General features: G+C 53.2%; 10 protein-coding genes and 2 pseudogenes. 3 read left to right on the top strand and 9 right to left on the bottom strand.

Translation table 11 applies throughout. The features are described from left to right. Positions 1-16: 16 nt before the first annotated feature. From glgX to pbpG (DQM29_RS10265), 5 genes and pseudogenes are all read right to left on the bottom strand, one after another. Entirely contained in the window at positions 17-2,026 is a 2,010-nt protein-coding gene (gene glgX, locus DQM29_RS10285; protein WP_232054900.1) for a glycogen debranching protein GlgX, read from the bottom strand. Position 2,027: 1 nt separating this feature from the next. Next, positions 2,028-4,211, bottom strand: coding sequence for a 1,4-alpha-glucan branching protein GlgB (gene glgB, locus DQM29_RS10280; protein ID WP_111740608.1), 2,184 nt, complete (start codon positions 4,209-4,211; stop codon positions 2,028-2,030). A gap of 658 nt (positions 4,212-4,869) precedes the next feature. Next, positions 4,870-5,802 carry a DUF808 domain-containing protein gene (locus DQM29_RS10275; RefSeq protein WP_111740607.1) on the bottom strand — a complete coding sequence of 311 codons (933 nt, stop codon included), beginning with the start codon at positions 5,800-5,802 and terminating at the stop codon, positions 4,870-4,872. A gap of 95 nt (positions 5,803-5,897) precedes the next feature. After that, positions 5,898-6,826 (bottom strand): annotated as a pseudogene (gene pbpG, locus DQM29_RS10270) (D-alanyl-D-alanine endopeptidase). 72 nt (positions 6,827-6,898) lie between these two features. Then, positions 6,899-7,810, bottom strand: coding sequence for a D-alanyl-D-alanine endopeptidase (gene pbpG, locus DQM29_RS10265; RefSeq protein WP_111740606.1), 912 nt, complete (start codon positions 7,808-7,810; stop codon positions 6,899-6,901). 626 nt (positions 7,811-8,436) lie between these two features. Between pbpG (DQM29_RS10265) and argH the strand changes: the two genes are divergently transcribed. The 3 genes from argH to DQM29_RS10250 all read left to right on the top strand — a co-directional run bounded on the left by argH (position 8,437) and on the right by DQM29_RS10250 (position 12,700). Beyond that, positions 8,437-9,822, top strand: a complete 1,386-nt coding sequence (gene argH / locus DQM29_RS10260; protein WP_111740605.1) for an argininosuccinate lyase — start codon at positions 8,437-8,439, stop codon at positions 9,820-9,822. A gap of 227 nt (positions 9,823-10,049) precedes the next feature. After that, positions 10,050-11,252, top strand: a complete 1,203-nt coding sequence (locus DQM29_RS10255) for an anaerobic C4-dicarboxylate transporter (protein WP_232054899.1) — start codon at positions 10,050-10,052, stop codon at positions 11,250-11,252. 56 nt (positions 11,253-11,308) lie between these two features. Then, complete coding sequence (locus DQM29_RS10250; RefSeq protein ID WP_111740604.1) at positions 11,309-12,700, top strand: MmgE/PrpD family protein; 1,392 nt, start codon at positions 11,309-11,311, stop codon at positions 12,698-12,700. Between the two features lie 67 nt (positions 12,701-12,767). Here DQM29_RS10250 and DQM29_RS10245 read toward each other — a convergent pair whose 3' ends face one another. From DQM29_RS10245 to moeB, 4 genes and pseudogenes are all read right to left on the bottom strand, one after another. Next, the gene (locus tag DQM29_RS10245; RefSeq protein WP_111740603.1) at positions 12,768-13,433 is read right to left on the bottom strand and encodes a FadR/GntR family transcriptional regulator; all 666 of its coding nucleotides are present in this window, start codon (positions 13,431-13,433) and stop codon (positions 12,768-12,770) included. 315 nt (positions 13,434-13,748) lie between these two features. Continuing rightward, positions 13,749-14,681, bottom strand: coding sequence for a tRNA dihydrouridine(16) synthase DusC (dusC, locus tag DQM29_RS10240; RefSeq protein ID WP_111740602.1), 933 nt, complete (start codon positions 14,679-14,681; stop codon positions 13,749-13,751). Positions 14,682-14,754: 73 nt separating this feature from the next. Beyond that, positions 14,755-15,072 carry a hypothetical protein gene (locus tag DQM29_RS18205; RefSeq protein WP_170126521.1) on the bottom strand — a complete coding sequence of 106 codons (318 nt, stop codon included), beginning with the start codon at positions 15,070-15,072 and terminating at the stop codon, positions 14,755-14,757. Between the two features lie 183 nt (positions 15,073-15,255). Further along, positions 15,256-16,010: pseudogene (moeB, locus tag DQM29_RS10230) on the bottom strand (molybdopterin-synthase adenylyltransferase MoeB).

The following is a 16,010-nucleotide window of genomic DNA, read 5'->3' as shown; positions in this document are numbered from 1 at the left end:
ACGCAACGCAGCGTCGCTAACGTTTTTTATGCAATACGGTCATGCTGTTGGGGCGCGCAGCGTACAGCTCGCCCTGAATGTCGATATCGTCGTGGGAAAAGGGCGCGGCAATTTCCCACTGTGTTTGTCGCAGGTTAAGAGGCTGCGACATATTGCTGGCGTTAATGACCACCAGCCACTTTTCAGAAAGCACTACCAGCAGCGTTCGCCGGTCGGGCTGTTCCCATTGTTCAGGCGTCATAGGACTGCCTTCGGCATTTATCCACTGGACGTCCTGCGTTTTGGCGTCTCCCTGCCACCATAGCGGTGAGGTGAGCGCCGGGATGCGCTTACGCAGAGAAATCAGGCCGGACACGAACGCCGTCAGAGAGTCGTCTGCCGATGACCAGTCAATCCAGGCTATGGGGGAGTCCTGGCAGTAGGCGTTATTGTTTCCTTCCTGACTGTTGCCCAGTTCATCTCCCGCTAATATTTGCGGCGTTCCCTGCGACAGCAGCAGGGTGGCCAGCAGCGAGCGTGTGGATCTGAGCCGGTGCTGTAAAATGTCATCTGGTGCCTCAAGCCCTTCATAACCGTGATTAGCGCTGTAGTTTTCGCCGTGTCCGTCTCGGTTATCTTCCCCATTAGCCTGATTATGCTTGTGGTCAAAGCTTACTAAGTCTCTGAGGGTGAAGCCGTCGTGAGCGGTAATGAGGTTGACCGATGCGCAGGGCTGACGTCCGTGGTGTGCAAAAATATCGCTGGAAGCCGCTAGACGACGGGCGAATTCACCAAGCCCGACGTCGCCTCTGAGCCAGAAGCGACGCACGGTGTCGCGAAAGCGATCGTTCCATTCGCCAAACGGCTGGGGAAATTCTCCCAGACGATAGCCGCCGGGACCGAGATCCCAAGGTTCAGCGATGAGCTTAAGGGTCGACAGCAGTGGATCGTTTTGTAGCGCCACGAGTAGGGGGGACGAAGGCGAAAAATCCGGCGTTCTGCCTAGTGAAACGCCGAGATCGAACCGAAAGCCGTCAACGCGGCATTCGGTTGCCCAAAAGCGCAGGCAGTCGAGAGCGTACTGAATCCCCGCGGGATGACTGAGCCGCAGGGCGTTGCCGCAGCCGCTCCAGTTGGCGTACTGTCCGTTTTCTTCCAACCAGTAGTAGCTTCGGTTGTCAATACCGCGCAGAGAGAGCGTAGGGCCGAATTCATCCAGCTCGGCGGTGTGGTTAAAGACGACGTCCAAAATAACTTCGATGCCAGCCAGATGCAGGGCTTTGACCAGATCGCGAAATTCCGACAGCGGCGTCGAGCCGGGCCGTTGTGACCAGTATCGAGGCTCTACGGCAAACGGCGCCAGCACGTTATAGCCCCAGTAGTTGCTAAGCCCCATGCTTTGCAGCCGGGGTTCGTCAACGTGAAACTGGATCGGCATCAGTTCAAGCGTGGTGATCCCGAGCTTGAGCAAGTGAGCGATTGCTGCGGGATGAGCGAGCCCCGCGTAAGTTCCCTGCAGTGCCTCAGGAATAGCGGGATGCATTTTAGTCAAGCCGCGAACGTGAGCTTCGTAGATAACGGTGTTACACCAGGGCACGCAAGGGCGACTGTCGTTCTGCCAGTCGTAGGATTCGTGCACGACGACGCTTTTTGGGACAAACTGCGCATTGTCCTGTGAATTAGGGGGCGGTTCGCGATCGTACAGCGACGGAGCGTCAGGAACTTTGCTGTCTAGCGCGCGGCTATAGGGATCAATCGTCAGCTTCTGTGGGTTAAAGCGTAGTCCACGTGAGGGCTCCCACTGGCCATAAAGCCGATAGCCGTAGCGCTGACCGGGAAGACCACCCGGCAGGTAGCCGTGCCAGACATCTCCACTACGACAGGGAAGGGGTAAACGCTGTTCGCTGCCCTGTTCGTCGAACAGGCACAGCTCTACGCGCTGGGCGTCAGCGGAGTAGATTGCAAAGTTGACACCCTGGCCGTCGTAGTAACAGCCAAAGGGATAGGGCCTTCCGGCCGCCAGAGCCGCTGCTATTGCTGCCGTCACGCTATCCCTCCCGGACAAAGTAGAGGGTTGACAGCGGCGGCAGCGTCAGAGACAGAGAGAAGGGCTTCTGATGAGCGGGTATGTCATCGCTGTGAACGCCGCCGAAGTTGCCTGCATTACCGCCTCGGTAGAGGCCTGCGTCGGTATTCAGCACCTCTTTCCAAAAGCCGGAATGCGCTACACCGATGCGATAGCCTTGCCTTAGGACAGGGGTAAAGTTGCTGACTACCAAAACTTCATTACCCTGCTCATCGCGGCGAAGAAAGGCAAATACCGAGTTATCGCTGTCGTCTACTACGTGCCATTCAAAGCCTTCTGGGCAGAAGTCGAGCTGATAAAGAGGCGGCAGATTTTTATAGTGGTGGTTCAAGTCGCGCAACAGTTGCTGAACGCCGCTGTGCCAGCCGTCGTTGACGTCATCAAGCAGGTGCCAGTCGAGGCTTGAATCGTGGTTCCACTCTCTTCCCTGTGCAAATTCCCCCCCCATAAACAGCAGCTTTTTCCCCGGATAGCCCCACATAAAGGCGTAGTAGGCGCGCAGGTTGGCAAACTGTTGCCAGGTATCGCCCGGCATGCGGCCTAACAGTGAACGCTTGCCGTGGACGACCTCATCGTGCGATAGGGGCAGGACGAAGTTTTCGGAATAGGCGTACAGCATGCCGAAGGTCATCAGGCCGTGGTGGTGCTTGCGGTAAATGGGATCGAGGGACATATAGTCGAGAGTGTCGTGCATCCAGCCGAGATTCCACTTGTAGTGAAAGCCCAATCCGCCGTCTTCCGGCGGCAGCGTAACGCCGGGAAAGTCAGTCGACTCTTCTGCAATCACGGCAGCACCTGGCCGCTGCGCACCGATGGTTTTATTGGTCGTGCGAAGAAATTCAATGGCCTCAAGGTTTTCTCGCCCACCGTAGCGGTTCGGCACCCACTCTCCCGCAGCCCGGCTGTAGTCGCGATAGAGCATAGAGGCGACAGCGTCAACGCGCAGGCCGTCGAGGCCAAAGCGCTCCAGCCAGTACAGGGCGTTGCCAGTGAGATAGTTATGAACTTCATGGCGATCGTAGTTGTAGATCAGCGTATTCCAGTCCTGATGGAAGCCCTCGCGGGGATCGGCGTACTCATACAGCTCAGTGCCGTCAAACCTGATCAGACCGTGTTCATCATTGGGGAAGTGACCGGGGACCCAGTCCAGCAGTACGTTGATTCCTTCTTTGTGTGCACAGTCGATCAAATAGCGAAAGTCGTCAGGAGAGCCAAAGCGGCGGGTTGGCGCATAGAGGCCAACGGGCTGATAGCCCCAAGAGCCGTCGAACGGGTGCTCGTGGATAGGCAGCAGCTCGATATGGGTAAAGCCCATCCATTTCACATAAGGGATAAGGCGCTCGGCCAGTTCGCGATAGCTAAGCCACTGACCGCCTTCACCGCGCTGCCAAGAGCCTAGATGAACTTCATAAATCGACATTGGTGCAGAAAGGCCGTTAGCCTGCTGCCGCCAAGACGGCATGGCAGTGTAGGGTGGCTGAACGGCGGTTCTGGACGCGGTTTCAGGGCGTATTTCCCCGTCAAAAGCGTAGGGATCGGCTTTCAGACGAGTCTGACCGTCGGCGTCAATAATTTCATATTTGTACAGTCGGCCTTCCTCAACGTGGGGAAGAAACAGCTCCCAGATGCCGCTTTCTGCTCGAAGGCGCATTGGATGGCAACGGCCGTCCCAGTAGTTGAATTCCCCGATCACCGAAACGCGCTGGGCGTTAGGCGCCCATACGGCAAACGCGGTACCGTCAACGTCGTCCAGCCGCATCGGATGAGCGCCGAGCTGTTCATAGGGGCGCAGGTGAGTGCCCTCTGACAGCAGCCATCCGTCCATTTCTCTCAGCAAAAGGCCAAATCGGTAGGGATCTTCGATCACCTGACGATAGTCCCCCCACTCAACGGCAAGCTGATAGCGATAGGGCTGTTCTCTAGGGGGAAGGGTACCGGAAAAGAATCCCGCATAGTGGCTTGGCTTCAGGGTAAGCAGCCCAGAACCGCTGTCTTTATCCAGAACGATAACGCGGGTAGCATCGGGCAGGAAGGCGTTTATCATTAGCCCTTCCGGCGAGGCGTGAGGCCCTAAGAGAGAAAAGGGGTCTGCGCAGGTTCCTTGTACTAATCGTTGGATCAGGTCTTCTTCGAGCGCCGTCGACATTCCCTCTCTCCCTTTTTTATGGCATCAAAATAGGATAGCCGAAAAAAATAAATAGCGTCTCCTCGCAAAGTACGAAGCGACATTAATAAGTAACAAGATTAACAATACGCAATTAGGACAGGAATTCTGTGAGGCGCTTCTTATATTATTCTTCCGTTTTAAATCAAGCGCTCAATATGCTAAGTCTGCCGCTTTTTTTCTTAGTAAACGGCTTTTTTATCGCCTATTTGAAATCCAAATCTCAGTTTTAGCCCGTCATGGTGCGGCACTTAGCGAAACGCGTTATTTATTATGCGGAAGTAGTTCTTTTTTCTGGCAGAGACATTCCATAAATAAAAAATGAGATTTGAATATTATATATTGAGTGGCTTTTTTTATGCGAAACTGGTCGGGTAATTATATTTATAGGTGTGGATGCTGTTACAGATATTACTGTGTTTAAAAAGGCTGTTAAAAAACTCGCCGGTTCTTTAAACAGGGCGTTAATCTATTGAAAAATTTGACAGGCACTATGTTGGCTAATGCGCTGTGATATTGGACAATAAACGTACGGTGAACGCTGTGCCGAAAAGAGAAGAAGGCGTTTCGGCACAGCGATAAGAGAGGTAAGCCGTACGGTGAGCAATTAAGTCCACATGCTACGCGGGTCTTTTTTTATTTAGGCTTTCTTTGTCGAGCGCACTTTACCGATTAGGATAACGACCAGCAAAACGACAGCGCCCGCAACAACGCCGAAGGCCATATTCAACAGCGTTGGTGTCAGCGCATTGACGACCCGGCCAATAAGCCCGGGGATCAGCGTCAGCGTTGCGTGAGCAGCGCGCTCAATGGCGTCAGAAACGACGGGAATACCGTGAGTAAGAATGCCGCCACCCACCATAAACATGGCTGCCGTACCCACGACAGAAAGGGTTTTCATCAGGTAAGGAGTAACGTTAACCAGGCCCGCGCCAATAGCACGCAGCACGGCGGCCTTTTTCCGATTCAGGTAAAAGCCAACGTCGTCAAGCTTCACGATACCCGCCACCAGGCCATAAACGCCCACGGTCATGAGAATGGCAATGCTGGACATCACTGCCAGCTGCTGACTCAGGGTTGCGCCCGCAACAGTACCCAGAGTAATCGCGACGATCTCAGCCGACAGAATAAAGTCGGTACGCACTGCGCCTTTAATCTTCTGCTTTTCATAAGCAGCGATTTCTTCTGGCGTTTTCACGTCAGCTTCGCTGCCCGCCTCGCTGGCACGATCGTCGCGATGGAGAAAGCGGTGAGCCAGCTTTTCGACCCCTTCGAAACATAAAAACGCGCCGCCGAGCATCAAAAGTGGCGTAACCGCCCAGGGAATAAAGGCGCTGATGGCCAGCGCCAGAGGAACCAGAATCAGCTTGTTGAGAAAAGAGCCTTTTGCCACTGCCCAAACAACGGGCAGCTCGCGCTCGGCTCTGACGCCGGTTACCTGCTGAGCATTGAGAGCGAGATCGTCCCCCAGTACGCCAGAGGTCTTTTTTGCCGCCATTTTGGTCATCAGCGCGACGTCGTCAAGTACGGCGGCGATATCGTCAAGTAGGGCCAGTAAGCTGCTTCCTGCCAAGGTGTTTTCTCCAAAGTAAAAGGTTTTTTCAACGATACGCCTAAAAGCTTATCGGGAGCTTAAAAGCGCGCTTTGAGCGCGCCGTTAAAATATTTTCAGTTTTGAGTGGTCTCTATGGCTTTCTGGCGACGATACTCTTTTGCCGCTTTAGGAACCGGCGGCGCTTCTCCGGTTTCCATCCACTTGCGCAGGCGATTAGCGTCAGCAAAGTGGGTGTATTTGCCAAAGGCGTCCAATACGACCAGTGTGACGTCTTTTCCTGCAATGCGGCTGCGCATCGCTAGGCAGTGGCCAGCCTGATTGGTAAAGCCGGTTTTGGTTAACTGGATATTCCACTCGTCTTTGGTCACCAGATAGTTGGTGTTGCGAAACTCTAGCGTGTAGTCCGGCTGGCGAAAGTGGACGGTTTTTCCCGTTCGACGGAGTCTTTGCTGAGCTGCGGATACTGTCTCGTTGCCATGAGTAAGCGGGTTAGGTCTTCTGCCGTAGACACGTTCTGCTCCGACAGCCCGGTTGGTTCAATGTAGCGAGTGTGATTCATGCCCAGTGCTTTAGCTTTGTCGTTCATGGCTTTAATAAACGCGTCATAACCGCCAGGATAGCTGTGAGCCAAGGAGGCCGCAGCGCGGTTTTCCGACGCCATCAGGGTCATCAGCAGCATGTCCTCTCGGCTCGCTTTACTGCCGACTCTGACGCGAGAGTAAACGCCTTCCAGCTCTTTGGTGTGCTCAATAGCAACGGGGATAACCTCTGTCATCGGCAGCTTTTTATCCAGAGTCACCATGGCGGTCATGAGTTTGGTGATAGAAGCAATAGGCACCTGCTTGCCGGGGTTCAGGGTATAGATGACCTTTTCTGTTTTGGTATCGACTATCAGTGCGCTGCCGGAAGCGATTTCCGGTAGCGCGCTTCGCTGCATTGTTGACGGTGCGGCGTAGGCGGCTGAAGGTAGAAGGGCGGAGCCTGCACAAAACCCCAGTAGGCAGGCTAGCGACAGACTAGAGTAAAACGATGTCTTCATCATGATTTTTTTCGCTGTGTTATCGCCCCGCTAAGCGGGGTGCTGGATAATGAGGTGTGTTCGCGTACGGCGGCATTATCCCTGTTTGACGCGCTTGGCTTTCTGTTTCTGTGGACTTTTCTGGTTTTCTGCCAGAGGCAGCGCTTTTTGCGTTTCTAGCCAGCTTTTCAATCGGTTGGCGTCGGCAAAGTGGGTATATTTGCCGTAGGCGTCAAGCGTGACCAGCGCCACTTGGCGGTGGTTGATGGTGGTTCGCATCGTCAGGCAGCGCCCCGCTTCATCGGTATAGCCAGTTTTCGTCAGCTGAATATCCCAACCCTCGTTGCGCAGCAAATGGTTCGTGTTGTGAAATTCCAGCGTGTATCTCGGATGATCGAACGTCACGGTTTTTCCGGGGGTGGTGCTGAGCTGGCTGAGCATGGGGTATTTTTGCGTTGCCAGAATTAATCGGCTCAGATCGCGGGCGGTAGAGACGTTTTTCTCTGAAAGCCCGGTCGGTTCGACATAACGAGTGTTTTTCATGCCGAGCGACTTGGCCTTGGCGTTCATGGCTTTAATAAAGGCGCGGTAACCGCCGGGGTAGCTGTGAGCCAGACTGGCGGCCGCGCGGTTTTCTGATGACATCAGCGCCAGCAGCAGCATTTCTTTGCGGGTAATCTCACTGCCGACCTGAACGCGAGAGTAAACGCCCCTAAGCTCTTTGGTCTCATTAATTTTTACGGGAATAACCTGAGTCATCGGCTGTTTGGCGTCAAGAACCACCATTGCCGTCATCAATTTGGTCAGTGAGGCAATGGGAACCACTTTGTCAGGATTGTTGGAGTAAATGACTTTTCGGGTTTTTACGTCCACTACCAGCGCGCTTTTGGAAGCAAGGCCAGGGCCTGAAGCCGTCTTGGTGCTTTTGGTATCAGCGGAGGCTGTCATCGCAAGCCCAGACGCGAACAGCGCCAGACTTAATAAAGTAAAACGAATTTTTGTGCGCATAAGATGACTTATTTAAGGGACATAACTATGAACGAAGCGTTCAGCCAAAGAAATTATAATTTTGCTTAAGGATTACTGACAGGGTTTTAAAGATTATTTTTACAGGGAGATAACGCTTATTTGTAAACAATTGTATTTATGAATCTCCGAGGAGACTTTTCTAATCAAAAAAGAGGTGTCGATGTGTGCGCTATTTTTAATATCGACCACCGCTTTTATATTAACGATGTATTTCTCCTCATGATATTGGCTTATGCAACTACCTTATCGACACCATTTTCTGGCTAAAACGCGTTCATGAAATTTTGGTTTTAACATTCACTGAATGATTCTTACATTAAACTAACGACTTGTTTTCAATTCTTCATTTAAATCCATTTGGCGACAAATTAATTTTAAAAAATGTGATTTATTTCATGTTACTAAATCATTTGTGTTGAACATGATTTCTATTTGTCGCCAAATTGGTGGGTCAGTTTTTGCTCAGCCATAAGGCGCAAAGGCGACACATTGGCAGGCCCGCTTTTCGCCGTGGCGAAGAAAGCTGGGTAAATAGGGTAAAAGCGTCAAACCAAAAACGTCACCAAAGTCACTAAAAATAAAATCAAGATGAAAAGAGGATCGCTATGAGTACGAAACTGTGGGGCGGCAGATTTGATATGCCGACAAATAAGCTGGTCGAAGAGTTCAACGCTACCATTCTTATTGAAACACGCCTTTGCCCGTTTGATATTCAGGGCAGTATTGTGCACGCCACCATGCTGGCAAAGCAGGGGATTATCACTCAGGCCGATGCCGATGCGATTATTGCCGGGTTGAAACAGGTTGCTGATGAGATCCGTGAGGGTAAGTTCGACTTCCGAACTGAAGATGAAGATATCCACATGGCGATTGAGAAGCGCATGACGGAGATCGTCGGGCCGGTTGGGGGCAAACTGCATACCGCCCGCAGTCGAAACGACCAGACGACGTTGGACTCAAAAATGCACATGCGTGCCACTATTGAGGAAGTGAAAGAGGCCATTCGCGGGCTTCAGGCTGCCTTTATCGCCAAGGCTGAGGGCAACACTGACGCTATTATGCCGGGGTATACTCACCTGCAAACCGGGCAGCCAATTCTGTTTTCACACTGGATCATGGCCTATTTCTGGATGATGCAGCGCGACTTTACCCGCTTTGACGATCTGTATCGCCGCATGGAAGAGTGCCCGCTGGGTGCCGCCGCTCTGGCCGGTACTACATTCCCTATCGATCGCCACTTTACCGCTAAAGAGCTTGGCTTCGATCGCCCAACGGAAAACAGTATTGATTCCGTCAGTGACCGTGACCATATGATTGAATTTAACGCTGCCGCAGCGATGTGCTTCATGCACCTGACTCGGCTGTCGGAAGAGCTGGTGCTGTTCTCCAGTCAGGACTTCAAATTTATCGATCTGTCTGACGACTTCTGTACCGGTTCCAGCATTATGCCGCAGAAGAAAAACCCTGATGTGGCGGAAAAAATGCGCGGCAAGGGCGGCCGAGTATACGGCAACCTGATGGCAATTCTGACCATTATGAAAGGCATTCCCCTGGCCTATAACACTGATATGAGCGAAGACAAAGAGGCGGTGTATGACTCTATGGATACGCTGCTTTCTGGCCTGAAAATCATGGCGCCGATGCTGGAGAAAATGAAGGTCAACGCCGACAGGACGCGCAACGCCGCCCATAGGGGCTTCTCCACCGCCACAGATATGGCGGACTACCTGGTTCGCAAAGGCATTCCGTTCCGTGAGGCTCACCACGTGGTCGGCAGCGTCGTTAACTACTGTGTGAAGCACGGCAAAATGCTGGATGCGCTGACAATGGATGAGTTCCACTCTTTCCACGCCAACATCGAACAGGATATCTATCAGGCTATTACGCTGGAGGCCTCCGTGGCAGCACGGACGTCCTACGGCGGCACTGCGCCTGAAACTGTCCGCGCGCAAATTGAGAAGGCGAAAAGCCTGATCCGCGTACAGGGATAAATCCTTTCTTTATTGACGGGTGTCGATTTTGGCACCCGATCATCGTTAACGTGAACTTTATGGCTTTCGTGCGTTATGCGTACGAAGGAAGGAGAGAGCATGGATATCCAATTTTGGCTACAGCTGGCTGTAGTTGTTCTCGCTATCGGTATAGGCGGGCGATTTGGCGGTGTGGGTCTTGGTGCGGCGGGGGGTTAGGGGTCTGTATTCTGGTGCTGGTGTTCGGCATGAAGCCCGCTTCACCGCCAGTGACCGTACTGCTGATCATCATCGCGGTGATTGCCTGTACCAGCGTGCTACAAGGGGCTGGCGGCCTCGATTTTCTGGTGCGGATAGCGGAAAAGCTGCTGCGCAAGAAGCCAACGGCGATTACTTTCGTTGGGCCGCTGGTGTGCTCTATTTTCGTGATGTTCTGCGGCACCGCCTATGTGGCGTTTGCGGTTTATCCGGTGGTGGCCGAAGTGGCGGCAGAGGCGAAAATCCGACCGGAGAGGCCGATGTCGATGTCGGTGATTGCGGCGGGTATTGCAGTGATTGCCAGCCCAATGAGTGCCGCAACTGCAGGCATGATTGCCGCGCTGTCGATGTATAACGTTTCGATCCTCGAAATTCTGGCGGTCAGCATCCCGGCATTTCTTATCGGCACGTTCTGCGGCTGTTTGGCCGTATTCAAGCGGGGTAAAGAGCTAGAGCAAGATCCGGTGTTCTGCCAGCGCGTGGCTTCTGGTGAATATCAGTTCCTGCATGGCGAAAAGGCGGAAAAAGAGGCCTACAAACCGTCCAAAGCCGAAAAGCTGGGGGTGCTGATTTTTGGTCTGGGCGTGGCGCTGGTGATTACGCTGGGGTCGTTTAAGTCGCTGCTTCCCGCGTGGGAAGAGGGTGGCAAAATGGTGCCGCTGTCAACGCCGTCACTGATCCAAATGGTCATGCTGGCGACAGCGTTGATGATCATCGTCTTCAGTAAGGTGCCAAGCGATAAGTTTGCCTCTGGCTCAGTGTTCCGCTCCGGCCTGATTGGTGTAGTGGGCGTATTCGGTATTTCATGGATGACTGGTACGTTCTTTGAAGCCTATAAACCGATGTTTATCGAGCTGTTCCAGCACATGGTGCAGTCAACGCCAATGCTGTTTGGTGTCGTACTGTTTTGCTTTTCTGCGGTGATCTTCAGCCCGTCAACAACCGTTGCGTCGCTAATGCCTCTAGGCGCATCCATGGGCATTCCGCCCCCGATGCTGGTGGCGCTGTACCCAGCCTGCTGCGGTGACTTTATTGTCCCTGGCGCGGGTCAGATCGGCTGCGTTTCCTTTGACCGAACGGGAACCACCAAGCTTGGCAGCTATGTGATAAACCACAGCTACCTGAGACCGGGATTTGTGATGGTGATATCTGCCGTCATTGCCGGATACGGTATTTCAACCATAGTGTTTTGATGATGAAAAGGGCTCGCAAATGCGGGCCCTTGACGTCATGAAAGACGGAGAGAGTGATGATGACATCAGCGATTTCAGCGCGCCTTGCCGACTTTATTGTTAACACGCGCTTTGACGATATTCCTACATCTATAGTAATAAAAACCAAACGGCATATTCTCGATACTTTTGGCGCCGGGCTGGCCGGTGCGCGCTCAGACGAAGCGGTAAAAACCGCGCAGGTGTTGAAGCTGCTGGACGGCGGTGGTCAGGTACCTTTATGGGGAACAGGGAGGCAGGCAATGCCCGGCTATGCGGCCTGGGCTAACGGTATTGCCTGCCATGCCTTTGAGCTAGACGATACCGGTGGGTGCGATCACTCCGGTGCAGTGGTAATCCCTGCGGCAATGGCAGCCCTTGCTCTGTGCAAGGCGCCAATCAGTGGCAAAACGTTTATTACGTCAGTCGTATTAGGGTACGACGTTGCGCGCCGCGCTTTGGAAGCCTGCGGCGCTTATGAACCGCACAACGAAGCCGGATGGCATTCGACCGCCACCTGCGGCACCTTTGGCGCCGCCGCCGCCGCGGGTAGGCTCCTTGGCCTGAACGAAGAGCAGATGCGATGGGCGCTTGGGCTAGCTGCCAGCTATTCCGGTGGACTGTGGGCGTTTATTCACGACGGCGCTCAGAGCAAGCGGCTGCACGCGGGCAACGCGGCGCAGGGCGGGCTTACCGCAGCGCTGTTGGCGAAAGAGGGCTTTACGGGGCCAGGGGCAATATTTGAGCCTGTGTGGGGCGGCTTTAGCCGTACCTTTGCGCCACAGAGCGAAGATCGCGAGGCCTGGCTGCGGGAGCTCGGCAGCAACTGGAAGATGCAGCGGGTTTCTATAAAACCTTATGCGTCGTGTCGAAGCACTCACGCGGCGGTAGACGCTGTTGACGAGCTGATGAAAGAAAATGAACTGAAGAGCGAGGATATCGCCCGCGTTGAGGTTCGGCTCAATGCTTTTGTTGAGGGGATGTGCGGCGGGCGTGAGCTGGAGCCCATGTCTCGCACTCAGATGAGCATTCCTTATGCTATCGCAGCGCGCCTTGTTTGGGAAAACGTAGGGCTAACGGCCTACGGCCGAGAGCAGCGTCACCACCCAGATATAGCGAGGGTACTGGAGCTGGTTGAGCTGTCAGTAGATGACGCTATGGCGGCTGACGAAGAGCCTACGGTAACGCTCGTTGTTCACTCCGGACGCCGCTACGTAAGGCGGGTAGACGTGCCTTTAGGATCGCCAACTCACCCCGTTTCGGAGGAAGCTTTGGTGGCGAAATACCGCAGCCTAGCACTGATGGTATGGGATGAACAAACAGCCAATCGGCTAGCGGAGACAACGCTCGGACTCGACGACCTTAACGACATGGATGACGTGGTACAGCTGTTGGCGACAGCACCGCATTCTGTTGGCGTCTTTTCCTGACCCGAGCTGAAGATGAAGCCGCCGCAGTGGAAATCTGCGGCGGCTTTTTTAGATTTATCGTTAGGGCCTATTTTGCCGGCAGGGCGGCTTTTTCAATTAGGTGAGCTTTTAACAGGCGTTCAGCTAACTCGGGCTTGTCGTCTTTTATCGCCTGAAGGATCTCACGCTCTTTTTCTGCGATGTCGATAAAGTAGTTTCGGTCGCAGGTTGCCAGCAGGCTGGTGGTTTTCTCAAAATAGGTGATCAGCACGCCGGAAAAGGTTTGCAGCACGCGATTACCGCAGGCCTGCAGCAGCAGCAGGTGAAAGTCGCGGTCGTGTTTGTCCGCCTCCAGAGGGTTGTCCGCATTGGCCTCTATCTGTTCCAGAGCGTATTCCAACTGGGTCATTAGGGAAGGGGTCATGCGGCGAACGGCAAGGGGAAGAATGGCGGTTTCAATCAGTACGCGTGCCTCAACGAATTCGGCGGCATTGAAGCCCGCAACGGCAAACTGAAACTTCATCTGATCGCTGAGAGCGTCGGCATCAGGGCGACGAACGACGCTGCCTTTCTTCGGCGCGCGATCGAGATAGCCCATTTGTGACAGAGCCGTCAGCGCTTGGCGAATTTTATAGCGGGATACGCCAAAGTGTTCAGCCAGCGCTGTTTCTGTTTCGATTTTTTTACCCGTCTTGTTCGACTGGGTCAGCAGATGCTGTTTTATTTTTTCGAAAAGAGCCAGTTGAGCATCCATTAAGCAACCCGCCTTAATTCTCATTTAAAGAGGTGCATTATTGCATAATATGGCGATAAATTCACTAAACGGTTAAGCAATATGTGACCGGATCTGCGGTAATGATAAAAGAAATAAGTAGGCGTTTTATGCAAATAAATGCCGGGGTTTATTCATGCCTGATTTCTTATTGTTATGTTATTTAATGGTTTTTTCGTTTTTCAATAAAAATAAAACCAATAACCAATAAAATGCCTAAAGTACTTGAGAAAGAGTGAATTTAAAAAATCTATAGATAAGTTAATTCATAAATTAAGAATATTTATCCAAACGGCGTTAGAAGGCCAAAATGATTTCTGCCAGCGTGGGGGCGTCTTTAATCGTTCTGATAGTAGTAAACAGACTGTCTGCCTGCGGATAGGCTTTTTTTAAGTAGCCTAACCACTGCTTGGTTCGGGCGACGTGATAGTGGCCAGTATCGTGAGGGTTGTCTGTTTGAACGTACTTTTTTAGCAGCTCGACGACCTTCGGCCAGGGAAGAGGATCCTGCTGGTGTTTAACCACGTTCCCTAAGTTCGGCACGTTCAGCGCGCCGCGTCCCACCATCAAGTCGCTACAGCCAGTAGCGGCAAGGCAGCGCTGGCCGTCTTCGTAATTCCAGACTTCACCGTTGGCAATTACAGGGATAGTTAAGCGCTGGCGTATGTCGCCGATTGCCTGCCAGTTAATGCGCTCGGCGCGGTAGCCGTCTTCTTTGGTTCTACCGTGAATGACAATTTCATTGGCTCCCCCTTTCTGCACGGCATCGGCAATTTCAAAGCGGCGGTCGATGGTGTCCCAGCCAAGGCGAATCTTCACTGATAGCGGCTGTGAGGACGGCATGGCTGTGCGAACAGCCTGGGTCACTCGGTAAATAGTTTCAGGGCTTCGCAATAGACTGGCGCCGCCGTCGCTGCCGACAACGTTCTTAGCCGGGCAGCCGCAGTTGATGTCGATGCCGCTTGAGCCCATTTCCACGGCTCGCGCGGCGTTTTCCGCCATCCATTCTGGAGAGTTGCCGAGCAGCTGCACGCGCACCGGCGTGCCGGAGGCGGTTTTTCCCCCGTGGTACAGCTCAGGGCTTAGGCGATAGAAGGTTTTCTTCGGCAGCAACGTATTCACCACGCGCACAAACTCTGTGACGCACAGATCGTAGTCGTTGATGTCCGTGAGAAGCTCTCGTACGAACGCGTCTAGAACGCCTTCCATAGGAGCCAGCATAACGCGCATAGAGCACCGAAAGCGGGAGAGTGAAAAGGGGGGCATTTTGCCACGCGCGGGTTAGCCGTAGCAAGGGTAGTGATTAGAAATCGGCAGTGTGGCTGGTCTTTGCCTTTTGGCGACGTACTTTAGTTTTTGGGGCTGGAGACGGCGGCGAAGAGAGGGGTGACGTGTCCCGCATAAAAGAGAGAAATGCTCGAGTACAGGATAGACAGAGAAAGCGGGTGCCGCTGTAGTTGGTGCCCTGCCAGTGGTACTCGGTTTTGCGGGCGATCATCGCCTGATACTTGATTTTGGTTCTGCCCGTTTCGCGCTCCTGTTCTTCTTCCGTCGCTGCCATATCATGAGCGATGTAGTTTCCACAGCGATCGCAGCAATATCCTTTAGTCTTGAGGTCCATAAACAGGGGCCCGTTGCCACTTTGCAAGAGAGCACCTAATTTACAGGAAAGTAATTTCATTTAGAAATAGTTTCTTTTTGATTTATCTGGTGATGAATTTAGCTTATTGAAAGCTAGTGACATTGTCACTTAAAGTTCGTCAGGCCACATAAAATGCCTGACGAACTTTTACAGTCAGTCTTGTTAGCTGCCTGAGCAGACTGGGCAGGCGGGTCTTTCGGCAGCTTCATTTCTCGAAACTGCATGGTCATGGCGTCAATCATCAGCAGGCGGCCGCTTAACGGCGTGCCGTAGTGGGTTAATACCTTAATAGCTTCCATCGCCTGTATAGTGCCTACCATCCCTACCAGAGGCGACATGACGCCCGCTTCTACACAGGTAAGCGCTTCGCTGCCGAACAGCCGACTAAGGCAGCGATAGCAGGGTTCTTCAGGGCGATAGGTAAAGACGCTGACCTGGCCTTCCATGCGAATAGCAGCACCGGACACCAGCGGTTTTTTCAGCCGATGGCAGACTTGATTAAGCTGATTGCGTGTGTCGACATTGTCGGTGCAGTCTAAAACAATGTCGACAGACTCAACCAGTGTCGCCAGCTCGCTATCGTCAGGGCGGGCGTTGACTTTCTTCAGCGTGACGGCGGGGTTAATGTCCGCCAGTGCCAGCGCAGCGGAGTCCACTTTTGCCATGCCGATGCGGTCATCGCGATGCAGGATTTGGCGCTGCAGGTTTGAAAGGGCAACGGTATCAAAATCCAGCAGGGTTAGGGAGCCGATGCCCGCTGCGGCTAGATACTGTGCTACCGGGCAGCCGAGCCCGCCGAGCCCGACAATCAGCGCAGAAGAGGCTTTCAGCTTCTCCTGCCCATCGAAGTCAAAGCCACGCAGAATAATCTGGCGGTTATAGCGCAGCGTTTCGCTATCGCTCAGTTCCGGCAGCAT

It is taken from the genome of Leminorella richardii (assembly GCF_900478135.1).
GTDB lineage: Bacteria > Pseudomonadota > Gammaproteobacteria > Enterobacterales > Enterobacteriaceae > Leminorella > Leminorella richardii.
This window is presented reverse-complemented; position numbering and strand designations above follow the sequence as displayed.